The 19,308-nt window shown below is 69.1% G+C and carries 13 protein-coding genes; 6 read left to right on the forward strand and 7 right to left on the reverse strand.

Going from position 1 to position 19,308, the window contains the following annotated elements; translation table 11 throughout:
- Positions 1 to 116 precede the first annotated feature (116 nt).
- The 6 genes from ACZ3H8_RS27665 to ACZ3H8_RS27690 all read right to left on the reverse strand — a co-directional run bounded on the left by ACZ3H8_RS27665 (position 117) and on the right by ACZ3H8_RS27690 (position 5,416).
- Positions 117 to 1,013, reverse strand: coding sequence for a TauD/TfdA dioxygenase family protein (locus tag ACZ3H8_RS27665; RefSeq protein WP_467406388.1), 897 nt, complete (start codon positions 1,011 to 1,013; stop codon positions 117 to 119).
- A gap of 37 nt (positions 1,014 to 1,050) precedes the next feature.
- Positions 1,051 to 2,385, reverse strand: coding sequence for an LLM class flavin-dependent oxidoreductase (locus tag ACZ3H8_RS27670; protein WP_467406391.1), 1,335 nt, complete (start codon positions 2,383 to 2,385; stop codon positions 1,051 to 1,053).
- Between the two features lie 10 nt (positions 2,386 to 2,395).
- On the reverse strand, positions 2,396 to 3,289 hold the full coding sequence (locus ACZ3H8_RS27675) for an ABC transporter permease (protein WP_467406392.1): 894 nt from the start codon (positions 3,287 to 3,289) through the stop codon (positions 2,396 to 2,398).
- Positions 3,286 to 4,098, reverse strand: a complete 813-nt coding sequence (locus ACZ3H8_RS27680) for an ABC transporter ATP-binding protein (RefSeq protein WP_467406395.1) — start codon at positions 4,096 to 4,098, stop codon at positions 3,286 to 3,288. The genes ACZ3H8_RS27675 and ACZ3H8_RS27680 overlap by 4 nt, the downstream gene beginning before the upstream one ends.
- A gap of 3 nt (positions 4,099 to 4,101) precedes the next feature.
- The gene (locus ACZ3H8_RS27685) at positions 4,102 to 5,118 is read right to left on the reverse strand and encodes an ABC transporter substrate-binding protein (RefSeq protein WP_467406396.1); all 1,017 of its coding nucleotides are present in this window, start codon (positions 5,116 to 5,118) and stop codon (positions 4,102 to 4,104) included.
- Positions 5,119 to 5,332: 214 nt separating this feature from the next.
- The gene (locus tag ACZ3H8_RS27690; protein WP_351446407.1) at positions 5,333 to 5,416 is read right to left on the reverse strand and encodes a putative leader peptide; all 84 of its coding nucleotides are present in this window, start codon (positions 5,414 to 5,416) and stop codon (positions 5,333 to 5,335) included.
- A 288-nt stretch (positions 5,417 to 5,704) separates the two neighbouring features.
- Here ACZ3H8_RS27690 and ACZ3H8_RS27695 point away from each other — a divergent pair, with 288 nt between their 5' ends.
- Both ACZ3H8_RS27695 and ACZ3H8_RS27700 read left to right on the forward strand, forming a co-directional pair.
- Positions 5,705 to 9,160: a phosphodiester glycosidase family protein gene (locus tag ACZ3H8_RS27695; RefSeq protein WP_467406735.1), complete on the forward strand. Its 3,456-nt coding sequence runs from the start codon at positions 5,705 to 5,707 to the stop codon at positions 9,158 to 9,160.
- A gap of 314 nt (positions 9,161 to 9,474) precedes the next feature.
- Positions 9,475 to 11,505: a PP2C family protein-serine/threonine phosphatase gene (locus tag ACZ3H8_RS27700; protein ID WP_467406737.1), complete on the forward strand. Its 2,031-nt coding sequence runs from the start codon at positions 9,475 to 9,477 to the stop codon at positions 11,503 to 11,505.
- A gap of 49 nt (positions 11,506 to 11,554) precedes the next feature.
- Here the strand turns inward: ACZ3H8_RS27700 and ACZ3H8_RS27705 are convergent, their stop codons facing one another.
- Entirely contained in the window at positions 11,555 to 12,607 is a 1,053-nt protein-coding gene (locus ACZ3H8_RS27705) for an enoyl-CoA hydratase/isomerase family protein (RefSeq protein ID WP_467406398.1), read from the reverse strand.
- A 174-nt stretch (positions 12,608 to 12,781) separates the two neighbouring features.
- On the opposite strand from ACZ3H8_RS27705, the gene ACZ3H8_RS27710 reads away from it, so the two are divergent.
- The 4 genes from ACZ3H8_RS27710 (at position 12,782) to ACZ3H8_RS27725 (ending at position 19,269) form a co-directional block, all read left to right on the forward strand.
- The gene (locus ACZ3H8_RS27710) at positions 12,782 to 13,951 is read left to right on the forward strand and encodes a serine hydrolase domain-containing protein (protein WP_467406400.1); all 1,170 of its coding nucleotides are present in this window, start codon (positions 12,782 to 12,784) and stop codon (positions 13,949 to 13,951) included.
- A 114-nt stretch (positions 13,952 to 14,065) separates the two neighbouring features.
- Entirely contained in the window at positions 14,066 to 15,256 is a 1,191-nt protein-coding gene (locus ACZ3H8_RS27715; RefSeq protein WP_467406402.1) for an acyl-CoA dehydrogenase family protein, read from the forward strand.
- Between the two features lie 471 nt (positions 15,257 to 15,727).
- Positions 15,728 to 16,555, forward strand: a complete 828-nt coding sequence (locus ACZ3H8_RS27720) for an FAD binding domain-containing protein (protein ID WP_467406405.1) — start codon at positions 15,728 to 15,730, stop codon at positions 16,553 to 16,555.
- Positions 16,552 to 19,269 carry a molybdopterin-dependent oxidoreductase gene (locus ACZ3H8_RS27725; protein ID WP_467406407.1) on the forward strand — a complete coding sequence of 906 codons (2,718 nt, stop codon included), beginning with the start codon at positions 16,552 to 16,554 and terminating at the stop codon, positions 19,267 to 19,269. The genes ACZ3H8_RS27720 and ACZ3H8_RS27725 overlap by 4 nt, the downstream gene beginning before the upstream one ends.
- Positions 19,270 to 19,308 lie beyond the last annotated feature (39 nt).

The following is a 19,308-nucleotide window of genomic DNA, read 5'->3' on the forward strand; positions in this document are numbered from 1 at the left end:
CCGCGTCGTCCCCCCCAGCACTCCCCCGGGCGCGCGCCCGCGGCCCCCCCGGGGCGGCGCCCCCCCCGGGGGGGGGGGGGCCGGTCGAGCGCCGCCCCCCCCGCCCCGCTTCGTTGTCAGGCCGCGGCCGGCGTGTAGTGCGCCGCCTCGTCGCCCTCGACGACCCGGCTCAGCCCTCCGCCGACGCCGACAGGGACATCGCCCGCGACCGTCACCCGGTGCAGCAGACGCGGCAGATCGCCGTAGTCGTCGGGCGCGTAGTGCTGCGTGCTGCGGTTGTCGAAGAGGACCAGGTCGCCCGGCGCCCAGGTCCAGCGGACGACGTTCTCCGGGCGCGTCACGTACGACTGGAGGATCCGCAGGATGTCGCGGGACTCGGACGGGGACAGGCCCACCAGAGACTGCGCGAAGCCACCGATGAAAAGGCCGCGCTCGCCCGACTCGGGGTGGACACGGACCACCGGGTGCTCGGTGCGGTACTTCCTCGAGACGAACTGCCTGCGGTGCTCGGCGGCCTTCTCGGTCTTCGGCTCGGCATAGTCGTACGCGTTGGTGTGGACGGCCCACAGCCGGTCGGCCAGCTCGCGCAGCGCCTCGGGCAGATCCCGGTAGGCGGCCGCCGAGTTGGCGATCAGGGTGTTGCCGCCGTACGGCGGGACCACGAGGCTGCGCAGCGTGGACGCCTTGGGCGGGGTGCGCAGGAACGTGACGTCGGTGTGCCACTGGTTGGCGCGGATGCCCTCGTCGCCGTCGACCGGCAGGATGTGCGGCTGGCCCTCGACGGACGGCACCGTGGGGTGCGCGGTGGTGAGCTCGCCGAACAGCGAGGCGAACCGTAGCTGAGCGGCGTCGTCGAGCTGTTGGTCGCGGAAGAAGAGCGCTTTGTGCTCGATGAGCGCCGCGTTGATCTCGGTGACGATGGCGGGGTCGAGGTCGGTGGAGATGTCGACGCCAAGGATCTCGGCGCCGATACGGCCGCCGATCCGGCGGATGTCGAAACCGGTGCTGGTCATGCGGAACTGCCTTTCTCTGGCGGTGAATGAACGGGGATCAGTGGGACAGGCCGGGCCGGCCTGCCGGGCGCTGAAGGCCGTAGTGGTCGCGCAGGGTGCGGCCGCTGTACTCGGTGCGGAACAGCCCCCGGTCCTGCAGCAGGGGGACAACCTGGTCGACGAAGTCGTCGAGTCCGCCCGGCAGATACGGCGGCATGATGTTGAAGCCGTCTGCCGCGCCCTCGGCGAACCACTGCTCCAGCTGGTCCGCGATCTGCTCGGGCGTACCGGCGAAGACCCGGTGGCCGCGGCCGCCGCCGAGCCTGGCGATCAGCTGCCGGATGGTGAGCTGCTCGCGCCTGGCGAGCTCGGCGACCAGCGTGAAGCGGGACTTGTTGCCGTTGATGTCCTGCTCCTCGGGGAGCTCGGGCAGCGGTCCGTCCAGTGGCAGCCCGCCCAGGTCCGTGCCGAGCATCCCGGACAGCTGCTGGAGCCCGTACTCCGGGACCTGCAGCCCCGTGAGCTCGTCCTCCAGCGCCAGCGCCTCGGCCTCGGTCCCGCCGATGATCGGGCAGATGCCGGGCAGGATCTTCAACTGGTCCGGTGTGCGGCCGTACTTCGCGAGCCGCGACTTGAGGTCCTTGTAGAAGGTCTGGCCGTCGGCGAGAGTCTGCTGGGCGGTGAACACCGCCTCCGCGTACCGGGCCGCGAACTCCTTGCCGTCCTCCGACGACCCGGCCTGCACCAGCAGCGGATGTCCCTGGGGCGAGCGCTGTACGTTGAGCGGTCCGTCGACCCGGAAGTGGGTGCCGCGGTGCTCGATCGGCCGTACGGCGCCCTCCTCGGAGTAGACGCCGCGCTCGCGGTCGATCACCGGCGCGTCGTCCAGCCAGCTGTCCCACAGCTCCTTGGTCACGTCGAGGAACTCGGCCGCGCGCTCGTAGCGCAGCGCGTGCTCCAGATGCTCCTCGAGGCCGAAGTTCCTGGCCTCGGCGACATTCCCGGAGGTGACGATGTTCCAGCCGGCCCGCCCACCGCTGATGTGGTCCAGCGAGGCGAACTTGCGCGCCACATGGAAGGGCTCGTTGAACGTTGTGGAGACGGTGGCGATCAGGCCGATGTGCTCGGTGGCGACGGCCAGCGCAGAGAGCAGCGTGAGCGGCTCGAAACCGCCGACCGCGTTGTAGCGGGCGTTGCCCCACAGAGCGACGCCGTCCGCGAGGAACAGCGAGTCCAGCCTGCCCCGTTCGGCGGTTCGGGCCAGCTCCTGGAAGTACGAGAGATCGGTGATCCGCTCGGGCTGGGTGCGCGGATGGCGCCAGGCGGCATCGTGATGACCGGCGTTCATCAGGAACGCGTTGAGATGGAACTGGCGTGGGGTGTCGGCGGGCATCGGTGAATCCTCAGTTTCCGGTCGGGGTGCGCCAGGACGTGAAGCGGCGTTCCAGGGCTACGAGCAGCTGGTTGAAGATCACGCCGATGGCGGAGATGGTGATGATCCCGGCGTACATCTCGGGGATCGCGAAGTTGAACTGCGAGGCGTTGACGAGATAGCCGAGCCCGGCCTTGGCGCCCACCATCTCGGCGGCGACGAGGACGAGGATGGCGAACCCGCCGGCCAGCCGGATGCCGGTGAAGACCGTCGGGACCGAGGCGGGCAGGATCACTTTCTGGAAGATCCGCGGGGCGGGCAGATCCATTGACCTGGCGAGCCTCAGCAGGGTCGGATCGACGCTGCGTACGGCGCTGATGGTGTTCAGCAGGATCGGCCAGGTGCACGCATAGACGACGATGGAGATCTTCGAGGTCTCCCCGATGCCGAGCAGCAGCACGAAGACCGGCAGCAGCGCCAGTGCGGCGGTGTTGCGGAAGACCTCGAGGAGTGGCCCGAGGAGATCCGCGAGCGGTTTGTACCAGCCGATCAGCAGGCCGAGCGGTACAGCGCCGACGACCGCGAACCCGAAGCCGGTGAGCGATCGCCCGAGGCTGGCCTGTGCGTGCTCGGCGAGTTGCCCGTCGAGCAGCAGCTGCCACCAGGCGACGGCGACTTCGGAGAACGGTGGCAGAAAAGTACGGTCGACGAGGCCGAGGCGGGGCGCGGTCTCCCACAGAGCGAGCAGCGCCGCGATCGCGACGGTCCGGGTGAACACGGCAAGCAGGGCCCGGCCGGTGCTCCGCAGCGGGGCAGCCCGCAGTGCGCTTGTGCGGGCGGGGGGCGCGGGTGCTGGATCGGTGCGCCGTGCCGTGCCGCTCACATCGACGGCGGTTACGAGCGCCTTCTCGGTGGTGATGCTCATGGCGTTGCGGCCTCCAGCTCCTCCTGCTGGGCCCTGTTGACCTCATCGCGCAGCAGGCTCCAGATCTGATGTCGGTGGTGCGCAAACTCGGGGCTGGACCGTGGATCGGCGTCGGCGCTTCGGTCACCCAGGTCGATCGGCACGATCTCTTTGATCCGGCCGGGCCGGGAGGTGAGCACGGCGACCCGCCGGCCCAGATGGACCGCCTCGTCGATGCCGTGCGTGATGAACACGATCGTCTTGCCGGTGCGCTGCCAGATCCGCAGCAGCTCGTCCTGGAGGGACTCCCGGGTCTGTGCGTCGAGCGCGGCGAACGGCTCGTCCATCAACAGCACGTCGGGGTCGTAGGCGAGGCTGCGGGCGATGGCGACACGCTGGCGCATGCCGCCGGAGAGCTCGTGCGGATGGCGGTCCTCGAAGCCGGTGAGCCCGACGAGCGCCAGATACTCGCGGGCCCGCTCGGCCCGTTTGCGGCGCGGCACCCGGGTGGCTTCGAGGCCGAACTCGACATTGCCCCGGGCGGTGCGCCAGGGGAGCAGGGCGTACTGCTGGAAGACGATGCCGCGGTCCAGACCCGGGCCCGAGACGGGTTCGCCGTCGAGCAGGATCCGGCCCGAGGTGGGCTCGGAGAGCCCGCCCAGCAGGTCGAGCAGGGTGGATTTCCCGCAGCCGCTGGGGCCGACGACAACCACGAACTCCCCGGCGGCGATGTCGAGATCGATTCCGTCGAGCGCGATGACGGGCTGCTGCTTTCCGCGTACGGGGAAGGTCTTGCCGATGCCCTGGAAGCTGATCTTCGGCGTGGTCATGGGTCAACTCCCCGCCTTCGTGGCGCTCTTGTTGAACCTGTTGGTGTAGAGGTCGGGGACCTTCACCTGGCCGGACTTGATGTCTCCCCGCTCTGTGAGCCAGTCGGCCCAGTCGGAAATCTCCTTCTTGTCGATCCGGCCGCCGGGCGCGGAGACACCGTAGGAGCGCCAGTACTTGAGCGCTTCGGCACTCTCGTTGCGCTTCCGCTTGGCGACGATCTCGGTCATCTTGGCGACGACCTCTTCGTGCGGATTCGTACGGGACCAGTCCAGGGCCTTGCCCACGCCGGTGACGAAGGTCCGCACCGTCTCCGGGTTCTGTTCGATGAAGCGCTCGGTCAGCACATAGGTGCCTGCGCTGACGGCCCCGCGCAGCTCGAAGTCGCTGAAGAGCTTGCGTATGCCGCCCGTCTGCAGCGCTTTGTCGCGCAGGATGCCGCCGAGGACGGCCACGTCGATCTGCCGCTGGCGCAGCGACTGTTCGGTGTTGACGGGCGGTACGACGATCCGCTCGACCTGCTCGGCTTCTGCCCTGCTCAGACCGTTCTTCTTGAGGTAGATGTCGAGCATCGCCTCGGCGTGGGCGCCGAGGGTGTTCATGCCGACCTTCTTGCCGATGAGGTCGCGGGGCCGGCGGATGGCGCTCTTCTCGGCGGCGTAGTAGCCGCTGTAGGCGTACTTGTCGGAGCCGTAGTAGCTGATGACGGCCGTGATGGGAGCTTTGCGGGAGGCGAGCTTGACCACCGCGCCGTTGAATGCGCCCCCGAAGTCGATCTGACCGGAGGCGGTGGACTGGATGTCCTGCGGGCCGCTGATGGTGTTGCCGACCCAGTCGAGCTTCAGGTCCTCCAGATAGCCGAGGGCAGCGGCGAGTTCGGCCGGGTTCACCGCGCCGGCCGAACCCTGATAGCGGAGCGTCTTGGTGTTGCGGACGCCGCTGCCGCTCGCTGTGCCGCAGCCCGCAGCCGCCAGCGCGGAGAGTCCTGAGAGCACAAGGAAGGTGCGTCTGGTGGAGGTCATCAGTCATTCCGTTTCGGGGTACGCGAAGATTCCTGGAAATTCACCGGGAAGAGCGCGATGAATTCAGGTAGGAGGTGGGAATTTATTGGCAGGGGAATGGGGGAAATCCTGCCCAAATAATTACCGCGGGAGGGCTGGAGAGTGGGGTGCTCAGCCCGTCAGAAGCCCCTGGAGCAGGGGCCGGACGCGGACGAAGAAGTCAGCTGCGCGTGTTTCAGCGGCCGGCGGCACAGAGTGCGCTGGCGTGCCGTCGAAGATCGACGTGCAGGCGCGATACGAGAATGTCAGCTTGACTCACAACGGTGAGAGTGGCAGCGACTTCCGGTCACGTCAATGCGTTTCGGAAATCGTCTCGCATAGTGAATTGTTACGGCTTTCTTTCGCGAATGTGGACGTCGGACGGCTGTCACGGCCCCGAAGTGTCCACGGTCCTGACGGCCGCTGTTCTTCCCGGTGTTCCCACGGCCCACTGGTACGCCCCCCCCGGGCGCCGAGATGCTGTCCGCCGACAGCGCTTACTACGCGCTCAACACGCCGTATTCCAGGAGTAGTTGTGGGCCTTGGCAGAGCAAGACGCTCCGTCGTGCTGGTCGCGACGGTGTCCGCCCTGGTGGCGGGAGCGGTATCTCCCTCCGTCGCCGATTCCACCCCCGACCCCCGGCCCCGGGACCGGTCCGAAGTACTGCGGCCGATCGCGCCGCCGCCCGCGAGCGCCCCGGCCGGACGTCCCAGAGCCATCGCCGACGGCGACGGCATCGAGACCGCGCGCAGCTCCCGGCCGATCGCCCCGGGTGTCCGCCTCACCTCGTACGACCGGCTCGAATCCAACAAGTGGCTGCGGGTCGACGCACTCTCCGTCGAACTCGACGGCAGCGGGGCACAGGCCGACTACCTCTCCTCGGGCAAGGTTGCCGACCGCCGTACCGTCTCCGAACTCGCCGCCGGTCACGACGCCGGACCCGGCCGGCGCACCGTCGCCGCCATCAACGCCGACTTCTTCGACATCAACCAGACCGGCGCTCCGCAGGGCCCCGGCATCAAGGACGGCAAGGTCACCCACTCGCCGGCCACCGGCGCCAACCGAGCCGTCGGCATCGGCCCCGGGAGCGCGGGACGCGTCCTGCAGCTCTACTTCGACGGCACCCTGACGCTGCCATCGGGAACGCACCCGCTGACCGCGTACAACGCCGCGAACGTTCCGGCCGGCGGCATCGGCGCGTACAACGCGGCCTGGGGAACCGCCGACCGTGCCCTGACCGTGGACGCCGCAACTCCCGTCGCCGAGGCGCTCGTACGGGACGCCAAAATCGTCGCGGTCACGGGCAGGCCCGGCACCGGGCCGATCGCTCCGGACACCACCGTCCTGGTCGGACGGGAGGCCGGCGCCGGACTCCTCGCCGCGCTGCGCCCCGGCGACCCGGTGTCCCTGGAGTACCGGCCGCGCACCGACAGCGGCCCCGTCCCGCGCACCGCGGTCGGCGGCCGTGAACTCCTCGTCGTCGACGGCGTACCCCAGAACCACGAGGGCGAGGGCAACAACACCGCCGCCCCCCGCACCGCCGTCGGCTTCTCCAAGGACGGCAGCGCGATGCAGGTCATCACCGTCGACGGCAGGCAGGCCGACAGCGGCGGCGTCACCCTCACCGAGCTCGGCCTGATGATGAAGCAGGCCGGCGCGCACAGCGCGCTCAACCTCGACGGCGGCGGATCGTCGACGCTTCTCGCGCGCGAGCCCGGCAGCGACGCCCTCCAGGTGGAGAACAGCCCCTCCGACGGCAGTGAGCGCACGGTCCCCAACGGTCTCGCGCTCACCGCGCCCGACGGCAGCGGACGGCTGCGCGGCTTCTGGGTCGAGACCCGCACCCCCGCCGGTGGCGCCCCCACCGCCGACCCGGTCAAGGGCGGCCACCCCGAGCGGGTGTTCCCCGGACTGACCCGTCGGCTCACCGCCGCCGGGTACGACGAGACGTACGGACCGGCTGCGGGAACCCCGCACTGGCGTGCCGTACGGCCCTCGGTGGGCCGGGTCGACGGCCACGGCGTGTTCCGGGCTCGGCACAGCGGCACCACCGAGATCCGTGCCGAACGCGCCGGCGCCCACGGCAGCACCGAGCTGACCGTCCTCGACGACCTTGCCTGGATCGAGCCGACCACCCGGCGTGTCGGCCTCGCGGACGTGAGCGCCACCGGCACGTTCGGCATCCTCGGCCTCGACGCGCAGGGCAACAGCGCGCCCGTGGAACCCGGCGATGTGCAACTCGCCTACGACCACACGCTGTTCGACATAAGCGACGACGGCCGGGGCTCCTTCACCGTCACTTCCCGTACGGGCGGCGGCGCCGGGCGGATCACGGCGACCGTCGCCGGCGTCACCACCGTCCTCGCCGTCAGCGTCGGCCTCGCCGAGCAGCCGGTGTCGGCCTTCGACGACGCGGCGTCCTGGACCTTCAGCCAGGCCCGCGCGAGCGGTTCGGTCGCGGCCACGCCCGACGGGCAGAGCGGCACCGGCCTGGAGCTCACCTACGACTTCACGCAGTCGACCGCGACCCGCGCCGCGTACGCCAACCCGCCGCGGCAGATCGCCGTCCCGGGCCAGCCACAGTCCTTCACGCTCTGGATCAAGGGCGACGGGAAGGGCGCGTGGCCGACGCTGCACCTCAAGGACGCGGCCGGATCCGACCAACTGCTGCGCGGCCCGTACGTCACCTGGACCGGCTGGCGGCAGGTGACTTTCGCCGTCCCGCCCGGGGCCGCGATGCCGCTGTCGGTCCACCGCTTCTATCTGGCCGAGACCGCTGCCGCCAGGCAGTACACCGGCAAGATCGTGATCGACGGCCTCGCCGCGCAGCTGCCGCCGACCGTCGACCTGCCCGAACAGCCGCGTACGGCCGATCCGCTGATCGACCCCGCGGCCGAAACCGAGGGCAGGGACTGGCAGTTCGCGGTCATGTCCGACGCACAGTTCGTCGCCCGCGACCCCGACAGCGCGATCGTGGCACAGGCGCGGCGGACGCTGCGCGAGATCAAGGCCGCACGGCCCGACTTCGTCGTCGTCAACGGCGACCTGGTCGACGAGGGTTCGCCCGCGGACCTCGCGTTCGCGCGGCGCGTGCTGACCGAGGAGCTGGGGGACGAGCTGCCCTGGTACTACGTGCCCGGCAACCATGAGGTGATGGGCGGGAAGATCGACAACTTCATCACCGAATTCGGCCCCGCGCACCGTACGTTCGACCATCGCGGCACGCGCTTTCTGACGCTGGACACGTCGAGCCTGACCCTGCGCGGCGCCGGCTTCGACCAGATCAAGGAGGTGCGGGCGCAGCTCGACGCGGCGGCGAAGGACCCGGACATCGGCTCGGTGACGGTCGTCGAGCACGTGCCGCCGCGCGACCCGACCGTCCAGAAGGGCAGCCAGCTGAGCGACCGCAAGGAGGCGGCGCTGATCGAGCAGTGGCTCGCGGAGTTCCGCCGTACGACGGGCAAGGGTGCGGGGCTCATCGGTAGCCATGTCGGCGTCTTCCACGCCGAGCACGTGGACGGCGTGCCGTATCTGATCAACGGCAACTCGGGCAAGAATCCGGCGGGCCCGGCGGACGAGGGCGGCTTCACCGGCTGGTCGCTGGTCGGCGTCGACAAGGTCTCGCGGGGCGAGCAGGCGGCGGGCCGTGCCAGGCCGTGGGAGGGCGGCCCGGACTGGGTCTCCGTCCAGACCCGCGCACATGTCGACGGTCTCACCCTGGACGCGCCCGCGGTACTGCGCCCCGGCGACAGCGAGGATGCCGACGCGACGGTCACTCAGGGTGCGCGCAGGGTTCCGGTGGCTTTCCCGCTGAGCGCGGACTGGACGGGCTCGCCGAATCTGTACATCGGTGCCCCGGAGAACGCCCGCCACCGCCACGCGGCGGCGTTCGACCCGACGACGGGCCGGCTGACGGCCCTGCGACCGGGGACGGTCACGCTGGCGGTGACGGTGGGCGGCGTGACGCAACGTACCGAGGTCCGCATAGCGGCGGAGGGAGCGGGGGTGGGCCGGGCGGCCTAGACACACCTGCTTGCGCGCAGCCGGCCTCGCACCCGGCGGGGGTGTGGGGCCGGCCGCGCACCCGATGGGGCCGGCTGCGCGGCCCCGTTGTGCCCCCGCTCCCGCGACCCGGCGAGGCATGGCTGTACAGGGACGGACCGGGTGCCCCAGCTCGCCGTGCGGGAAGCCCCCGCAGCGGGCAGCCTAGGTCGTGAGCGCTGCGGAGGAGGTGATTCCCCTTGTCCGATCCGCTCGCCTCAGGGGCCGCAGAAGCCGTAGAACCGGACGGCGGGGGCGAGGGCTCCCACCCTCTCCTGTCGCTCGCGCTCGCCGGGATGATGGACGACGTCCAGGCCCACTCCGGAGCCGTCTACCTGCTCGCGCACGACGGGCAGGTCCTCGAGATGGCCGTCATGGCCGGGCTGCCCCGCGCCTTCGCCGCGCCCTGGGAACGCGTCTCGATCGGCTCGCCCATCCCCGTCGCCGAGGCGACGCGTGAGCGGCAGCTGATCTGGGTCTCCGGCGAGGAGGACATGGCCCGCCGCTATCCACGCATCGCGGTGGTCCTGCCCTATCCCTTCGCCCTCGCCGCCCTGCCCATCGCGACCGCCGACACCGCGTACGGCGCCGTCTTCGTCACCTGGCCCGGCTCCCATCCGCCCGAGATATCCGCCGGCGAAGTCGGCCGTCTCACCGCCGCCTGCGACCGCCTCGCCCTGCGGCTGGCGCGCGCCGCGCAGCAGGGCCGCCCCGTCGTCCCAGAGGCAGACTTCCTGGGGCCCGCCGCCATGACCGGGACGAGCGGCGCGGTCGAGGCCGTGCACATGCTGGCGCGGGTGCCGGACGGCATGTGCTCCCTGGACGTGAACGGACACGTGACCTACGCCAACCCCGCGGCCGGTGAACTGCTCGGCCTCCCCTCGTCGGGGCTGCTGGGCAACCTGCTGTGGTCGGCCCTGCCGTGGCTGAACGACCCGGTGTACGAAGACCGCTACCGGGCGGCTCTGATCAGCCAGCACGCCACGTCCTTCGTGGCGCTGCGCCCGCCGCAGGACTGGCTGATGTTCCGCTTCCACCCCAGCAGAAGCGGCATCAGCGTGCACATCACCCCGGCCCGCGGAACCGTCCAGGAGATGCCCCACGACGCACCGTCGCAGCAACCCGCGGGCCTGGTGGCGATATCCCACATCCTCAACCTGGCCAGCGCGCTGACCGAGGCCGTCGGCGTGTCCGACGTGATCGAGCTGGTCGCGGACGAAATCATGCCGGCCGTCGGGAGCCGCGCGCTGATCATGCTTGCGTCCGACGCCGGGCGGCTGCGCGTCCTGGGCCAGCGCGGCTACCAGAACCCGGAGGTCGTCGACCGGTTCGACGGCATGCCCCTGGCCGCCCAGACGCCCGGCGCCCAGGCGCTCGCGACCGGAGTGCCGTCCTTCTTCGAGTCGCGCGAACAGCTGGAGCACATCTATCCCGCGCGCTACGCGACCCGTGACGGCATGGCCGCCTGGGCCTATCTGCCGCTGATCGCCTCCGGACGGCCCGTAGGCACCTGCGTACTCAGTTACTCGGAGCCGCACCACTTCTCCACCGACGAGCGCGCCGTCCTCACCAGCCTCGGCGGCCTCATCGCTCAGGCACTTGAACGGGCCCGGCTCTACGACACCAAACACCGGCTGGCCCACGGCCTCCAGTCCGCCCTGCTGCCGCACTCCCTGCCCACCCTGCCCGGCCTGGAGGTCGCCGCGCGCTATCTGCCCGGCACCCAGGGCATGGACATCGGCGGCGACTTCTACGACCTGATGCGCACCGGCGACGCGGTCATCGGAGATGTGCAGGGCCACAACGTCACCGCCGCCGGGCTGATGGGCCAGGTCCGCACTGCCGTCCGCGCCTACACGGCGGTCGGCCAGCCGCCGGGCCAGGTCATGGAGAGCACCAACCGGCTGCTGATCGACCTGAACGTGGATCTGCTGGCCAGCTGCGTCTATCTGCATCTCGACCGGCTGGCGGGCCGCGGCCTGCTGGCCCGCGCCGGACACCCCCAGCCGCTGCTCCGCGATCCGGACGGCCGGGTCCACATCCTGGATCTGGCAGGCGGCCCGCTGCTCGGCGTCGACCGGTTGGCCGCCTACCCCACCACGGCGGTGCCGCTGCCCCCGGGATCCGTACTGGTCCTGTACACGGACGGTCTGATCGAGGTGCCCGGCGTCGACATCGACGACGCCCTGGCGGACCTGGCCGCACTGCTGGCAAGCACCGCCGACCAGCCGCTCGAAGCGCTGGCCGACAGTCTGATCCGCCACGCGACGCGCAGCCGTCAACGCAGCGACGACACGGCGCTGTTGCTGCTCCGCCCGGAAGTCTGAGCAGAGCGGGGCCGCACGATCAGGCGTGATCGGGAACCACCGCAGACGTTCACCCGGTCGAGCTGGAGGCCCTCAATTCGCCGTTCCCGAGGGGCGCGAAGAACCGGGCCACATCCGCGTCCGTCACCTCCGACAGCTCCGCGGGCGACCAACGTGGCCTGCGGTCCTTGTCGATGACCTGCGCCCGTACGCCCTCCACCAGATCGGGCGACGAGAGGGCCGCACACGAGACGCGGTACTCCTGGTCGAGCACCGGCTCCAGCACTCCCAGCCGCCGGGCCCGGCGCAGCGCGGCGAGCGTCACCTTCAGCGAGGTGGGGGACCGGGTGAGGATCGTCCCGGCGGCCTCTTTCGCCGCCGGCTCGCCGCAGTCGAGCAGCCGGCCGAGGATCTCCTCCACGGATCCGGCGGCGTAACAGTCGTCAATCCACTCGCGGTGCCGGGCCAGTTCTCCTTCGGGCGCGGCCTCCGCGCACCGCCGCACCGCCTCGGCCACGTCCAGTCCGGCGAGCAACGCGGTGAGCTCCGCCAGCCGGCTCGACGGTATGAAGTGATCGGCGAGCCCGCACAGCAGTGCGTCGGCCGCGCCCACCGCCGTGCCGGTGAGCGCGAGATGAGTGCCGAGCTCCCCGGGAGCCTGCGCGAGCAGATGCGTACCACCTACGTCCGGCACGAAGCCGATGCCCGTCTCCGGCATGGCGACGGCGGAGCGCTCGGTGACGACGCGTACGTCGCCGTGCGCGGAGACGCCGACCCCGCCGCCCATGACGATGCCGTCCATGAGGGCGACATAGGGCTTGGAGTAGCGGGCGATACGGGCGTTGAGGCGGTACTCGTCCCGCCAGAAGTCGAACGACGCGTTTTTGCCCGCCAGCGCGTCCGCGTGAATGGCCCGGATGTCGCCGCCCGCACAGAGCCCCCGTTCACCGGCTCCGGAGACAACCACGACCGCGACGGATTCGTCCTGCTCCCACTGTGCGAGCGCCGCGTCGATGGTGCGGACCATCGGGTGGGTGAGGGCGTTGAGAGCACGGGGACGGTTGAGAGTGATGTACCCCGCGCGGCCCTCGGTGCGCAGCAGTACGGAGTCGTCGAGGGCCATCGGTGTTCCTTCCGGGGTGTGGATCTCCTCGGTCCATCCTCGCTCACGCGACGACGGCTCCTTCAGGCGCGCCTTGTGTTCGGGCTCTTCCCGCCAGTCCGACCAGTCGGTACGTTCCTGGGTGAGCCGGATACCGGTAGGCCGGACACCCGGTCCGAGGCGACGGAGGCCCCGATGTCAGAGCACGCACCACAGATCGCAGGCCACTGCGACGAACGCTTCGAGGCGGTGCGCACCGCCTTCGAGGAGAACTTCCGCGCCCGCGGCGAACTCGGCGCGGCCGTGACCGTGTTCCTCGACGGAGAGAGCGTCGTCGACCTGTGGGGCGGCTGGGCCGACGAGGCGCGCACCCGCCCGTGGGAGCGGGAGACGCTGGTCAATGTGTGGTCGACGACCAAGGGCCCCACCGCCCTGTGCGCGCATCTGCTCGCCGACCGGGGGCTGCTCGATCTGGACGCCCCCGTCGCCACCTACTGGCCGGAGTTCGCCGCGGCCGGCAAAGAGGCCATTCCCGTACGTCATCTGCTGTCGCACCGCGCGGGCCTGGCAGGGCTGCGCGAGCCGCACAGCATCGACCAGCTCTACGACTGGGAGCTGACCACCGCACGCCTCGCGGCCACCGAGCCGTGGTGGGAGCCGGGCACCCGCTCCGGCTACCACGCCTTCACCTACGGGTTCCTGGTCGGAGAGGTCGTCCGGCGGATCACCGGACAGCTGCCCGGGGAGTTCCTGCAGCAGGAGATCACCGGACCGCTCGGCATCGACTTCACCATCGGGCTGCCGGAGAAGGAGGCCGGGCGCGCCGCCGAGCTGGTCCATCCGCCGGCCGCGGCGAGCAGCGAACAGGCCGCGATCTTCGCCCAGTTGCAGCCGGTCGCCCTGGCGGCCCTCGTCAATCCGATTCTCGGTGCGGCCGACGCCAACACCCCCGCGTGGCGCGCGGCCGAGATCCCCGCCGCCAACGGCCACGGCACCGCCCGTGCGGTCGCCGCGCTGTACGGAATCCTCGCCGGACGCGGAGAGTTCGCCGGCCGACGCGTGCTGTCCCCGGGGGCCGCCGAGCGCGTCCGCGAGGGCCAGGGCCGCTGCCGGGACCTGGTACTCGGCGCGGGCTTCAAGAACGACACGGAGGTGGCGCTCGGCCTCTGGCTGAGCGGCGAGAACGGCTCGTACGGCCCCAACACCCGCGCGCTGGGCCATGACGGCTTCGGCGGCTCGTGCGGCCTCGCCGACCCGGAGGCGGGCATCAGCATGGGCTACGTCATGAACCGCATGGGCCCGCACATCGCCGACGACCCGCGCAAGATGGCTCTGATCGACGCGCTTTACCAGTCGGTGGGGTGACCGTCCGGTTCTGCGGGACGGGCTTGATTACCCCGGCCCTTCCAGATTCTTGCAACACGTTCTACTGTGTGCGCCGCCGCGCATGGGACGGATCGCGAGACTCCTGGAGGGGCCGTGCACCTCGAATACACGCCTGAGCAGCAGCAGTTGCGGGCCGAGCTGCGCACGTACTTCGCCGAACTCGTGCCGGACAACGTCTACACCCGGTACGCCGACCCGGGCGAGCAGAAGCGCTTCTACCGCGAGACCGTGCGCCGCCTCGGCACCGACGGCTGGCTCGGTGTCGGCTGGCCCAAGGAGTACGGCGGCCGCGGCCTCAGCCCCATGGAGCAGTTCATCTTCTTCGACGAGGCCGCCCAGGCCGGCGTACCGCTGCCGCTGATGGCCCTCAACACCGTCGGCCCGACGATCATGCAGTTCGGCACGGAGGAGCAGAAGGCATACTTCCTGCCGAAGATCCTCTCCGGCGAGATCGACTTCGCGATCGGCTACAGCGAACCCGACGCGGGCACCGACCTCGCGGCCCTCAAGACCCGCGCCGTGCGCGAGGGCGACGAGGACAACGGCACGTACACCGTCAACGGCCAGAAGATCTGGACCACCAACGGCGACACCGCCGACTGGGTCTGGCTCGCTGTGCGCACCGACCCCGAAGCCCCGCCCCACAAGGGCATCACCATGCTGCTGGTGCCGACCTCCGACCCCGGCTACTCCTGCACCATCATCAACACCCTCGCCTCGCACGACACCACCGCCAGCTACTACGAGAACATCCGTGTCCCCGCCTCCCGCCGCGTCGGTCAGGAGAACAAGGGCTGGCGACTGATCACCAATCAGCTCAACCACGAGCGCGTCACCCTCGCCGCCCACGGCACCATGGCCATCCGGGCCCTCCAGAACGTCCAGCGCTGGGCCGCCGACACCAAGCTCGCCGACGGCCGCCGGGTCATCGACCTCGGCTGGGTGCGAGGGCGCCTCGCGCGGACCCACACCAAGCTGGATGCGATGAAGCTGCTCAACTGGCAGATGGTCGGCGCCGTCCAGGCAGGCACGCTCACCCCGCAGGACGCATCCGCCGTCAAGGTGTACGGCTCCGAAGCGCGCCGCGACGCGTACGCCTGGCTGATGGAGGTCGTCGGCGCGGCGGGCCCCCTCAAGGAGGGCTCGGCCGGCGCCGTCCTCCACGGCGAGCTGGAGCGCGGCTACCGCTCCGCCGTGATCTTCACCTTCGGCGGCGGCAACAACGAGATCCAGCGGGAGATCATCTCCTGGATCGGGCTCGGGATGCCGCGAGTGCGGCGTTAGCGTCCTTGTGACTCACCACGATAGTTGGCACATCACAACCACAGTTGTCGCTGGACACGCGTGTGCATACTCGCTGTTCGATGTCAGAGATGGCGCCGCATAGCCTGGATGCAGACATCACGACTTCACGCCGAAGCCCTGACTTGGCGAGGCCGGCCGGTTCTGCGATATGCTTGACAGGAATCTCTGCGTCCGCCGGTCCTTCCTCGAGCAGTTCGACCGCAGCGGCGAAAATTCAATTCTGTCGCTCAAGGTTGTGCCGCTCCCAGCGCGCATCGTGACCCGTCGACATTCGACGAGTGTATCGAGCCGAATTTTCGCAAGCGGAAAGGTATGTTCGCGGCCTTACCTGCAACAACAAGATCGGGGAGATGCTGGCGTTGCCACGATCGAGAGCGGCGTCACGCGCTGGTTGTCGAGTTCGGTAGGCGGTCCGTCGCACGATTATCGTCGTGAGGGAGATCAGTTCCCATGGACCTCAACACCATCACCGAAGTCGTCCGGCGACCGTCCGATCGGCCAGGCGTGGACTGGCGCGAAGGCGACTCCTGGCTCGCAGGCGGAACGTGGCTGTTCTCCGCGGAGCAGCCAAGCCTGCGCCGCCTGATCGACCTGACAGCGTTGCGTTGGGATCCCCTCGTTCCGAGCGACGCGGGCCTCGGAATCGGCGCAACGTGCACCATCCGCGACCTGTATTCCTTTGCGCTGCCAGGTGATTGGATCGCGGGCGCCCTTTTCGCGAAAAGTTGCGAGGCGTTCTTGTCCTCGTTCAAAGTCTGGAACTCGGCGACCGTCGGCGGCAATATCTGCATGTCTTTGCCTGCTGGCCCAATGATCACGCTGACGGTCGCACTCGAGGCAAAGTACGAGCTGTGGGCTCCTGACGGGTCCGCGCGCAACGTCGATGCCCTCGACTTCGTGACCGGCAACAATCGAAACATTCTTACTCCCGGGGAAATCTTGCGGCGCATTGACATTCCGGCGCGCGCCCTGAGGAAACGCACTGCGCACCGCCGCTTCACGCTGACCCACCTCGGCCGTTCGACGGTGTTCCTCATCGGTACTCAAACGCCAGGAACGAGCGACCTGCTGCTCACCGTGACAGCCGGCACTACACGGCCTGTGCGCATTGCTTTCGACACCATGCCCGATGCCCGAACTCTGCAGCAGAGCATCGACGTTATCCCCGCCGGCGTCTGGTTCGCCGATCCCAACGGGACCCCCGACCACCGTCGCCACCTGACAAAGCACTTCGCCGAAGAGATTCGTCGCGAACTCATAGCTGGGGGCCCGGCATGACATACATCGTGAACGGCAAGAGCTTCGACGAAGAACCAGACCCCGGCCAGTGCCTGCGAACTTTCCTCCGTTCACTCGGCCACTATGGTGTCAAAAAGGGTTGCGACGCAGGCGATTGTGGCGCATGCACGGTGTGGTTGGACGGCAATCCGGTACACAGCTGCATCACCCCTGCTTTCCGCGCGGACGGTTGTGAGGTGACTACGATCGAGGGTATTGGATCACCCGGCAACCTTCATCCAATGCAGCGACAGTTCCGCGACGCCCCGGGGTTCCAATGCGGTTTCTGCACCGCGGGGATGATCATGACGTCGGCAACGTTCACCGAGGCCCAGAAAGAGGACTTGCCACGGGCGTTGAAGGGCAACCTCTGCCGCTGCACCGGCTATCGAGGGATCGAGGATGCCGTGAAGGGCGTCGCCGGCCTGGAGACAGCCGCGCCGGGAAAGGCCGTCGGGACGAGCGTCAGTGCGCCGGCAGCCAACGACGTGGTAACCGGTCGTGCCGAGTTCACGATGGACACACACATCGAAGGCATGCTGCACCTCAAGGTGCTGCACTCACCACACGCGCACGCCCGGATCGTCTCGATCGACAAGACCGCTGCACTCGCAGTTCCCGGCGTGCATCGGGTCTACACCTGGGAAGATGTGCCGCGCAGGCGTTTTACTACGGCGATCCACAGCGACCATCTTGTCGATCCGGACGACACCTTCATCCTGGACAACACGGTCCGCTTCGTCGGCCAACGCGTCGTTGCGGTCCTGGCCGACACGGTCGGGGCGGCAGAAGAGGGATGCCGGAGGGTCGTCGTCGAATACGAGGCAATGCCGGCAGTCTTCGAGCCCGAAGAAGCAATGGCCGAGGGGGCGCCACAGCTGCACGGCGCGGACAGTCCATTCGTCCGCGATCCCGTCCACAACATCTTGCTCGAGATCCATTCGCACATCGGCGATATCGACGCAGGGTTCGCCGAAGCCGACGTGATCCACGAAGGCACGTACTCCTCACCACGAGTGCAACACGCGCATCTGGAGACCCACGGCTCGATTGCCTGGATGGAGAACGGTCGTCTGAACGTCCGCACCAGTTCGCAGTCGCCGTCGATCGGGAAAGTTAAACTCGCATATCTGTTCGCGCTGCGCCCGGACCAGCTCCGCGTGTTCTGCAAACGCGTTGGCGGCGGCTTCGGCGGCAAACAGGAAGTGATCTCGGAGGATCTGGTCGCGCTCGCCACCCTGGACACCGGGCGACCTGTCTGCTTCGAGTACACCCGCGAGGAGGAGTTCACAACGGCTTCGCCACGGCATCCGATGAAGTTGACGGTCAAGCTCGGCGCGAAGGCAGACGGAACGCTCACGGCGTTCCAAGTCCGCAATGTGTCGAACACGGGCGCCTATGGCAACCACGGCGGCGAAACGCTGTATGCAGGCGGCGCTGCCGTCATGATCTACCGCTGCCCCAACAAGAAGTATGACGCGTTCTCCGTCTATACGAACACCGTTCCGAGCGGGGCGCTGCGCGGTTACGGGATGACGCAACCGGCGTTCGCCGTGGAATCAGCGATGCACGAGCTGGCACTCGCATTGCACATCGATCCGCTCGAACTGCGACGCCGCAATATCGTGCGACCGGGTGATCCGCTCGTCGCCATGCATGACGGCCCCGACGACGTGCTGTTCACCGAGGACGGACTCGCGAAGTGTATCGATCTGGTGGATGACGCCATGGCCCGTACAGCAGATGAGCCGTCCCCCGGCCCGGGGTGGCTCGTCGGGGCCGGCGTGGCGAGTTCATTGCACGAGACCGCGCCCCCGACGGAACACATCTCCGAGGCCTGGGTCACGCTTGGCGACGACCTCATGTACGAGTTGGCCGTCGGAACAGTCGAATTCGGCGAGGGCACGTCGACCGCGCATGTCCAGATTGCGGCCAACCAGCTGGGCACGACGCCGTCGCGGATTCGCCTGGTGCAGTCCGACACCGACCGCACGGGATTCGACACCGGAGCCTTTGCGAGTGCAGGGCTCTTCGTGTCGGGCAACGCGGTACTTCGAGCGGCCAATGCTGTGCGCGACCGTATCCTGGAATTTGCTGCCGCGCACACAGGTGTCCATGTCGTGATGTGCTCGATGGACGACGAGGGTGTCGTCTGCGGCGACCAGCGCGTGTCGTTGGCCGAGCTCGTCGCATCGGCCCGAGCGCGCGGAATTCGATTCACCGCCGCCCGCAAGGCCTATGGCTCACCCCGAAGCGTCATCTCCAATACGCAGGGGTTCCGAGTCGCCGTCCATCGGGTGACGGGTGAGATCCGAATCCTTTACAGCGTCCAGGCGACCGACGCCGGCGTCGTCATCAACCCCGCGCAAGTCCGGGGACAGGTCGAAGGCGGTGTCGCCCAGGGAATCGGCTTCACGCTGACCGAGAATTACCACGTCGACGCGAACGGTGTCATGGTCAACCCGAACTTCCGCAACTACCGCATCCCCACCTACGCCGATGTCCCCCGCACCGACGTGCTCCTGGTGGACTCGGCGGATTCCGTTGGGCCCATGCGGTCGAAGGGGATGGCGGAATGCTGTATCAACCCGGTGGCCCCCGCGTTGGCGAATGCGCTCCACGACGCCACGGGCGTCCGCTACCGCGCGCTGCCCCTGACTCCGGAACGAATTTACAGCCGGCTCAACGAATACCAGTCGGTGCCGACGGCCTGAGCAAATGAACACCTGCCCGGACTGGAGCGGGAGTACGAA

The organism is Streptomyces sp. NPDC002868 (assembly GCF_055563295.1).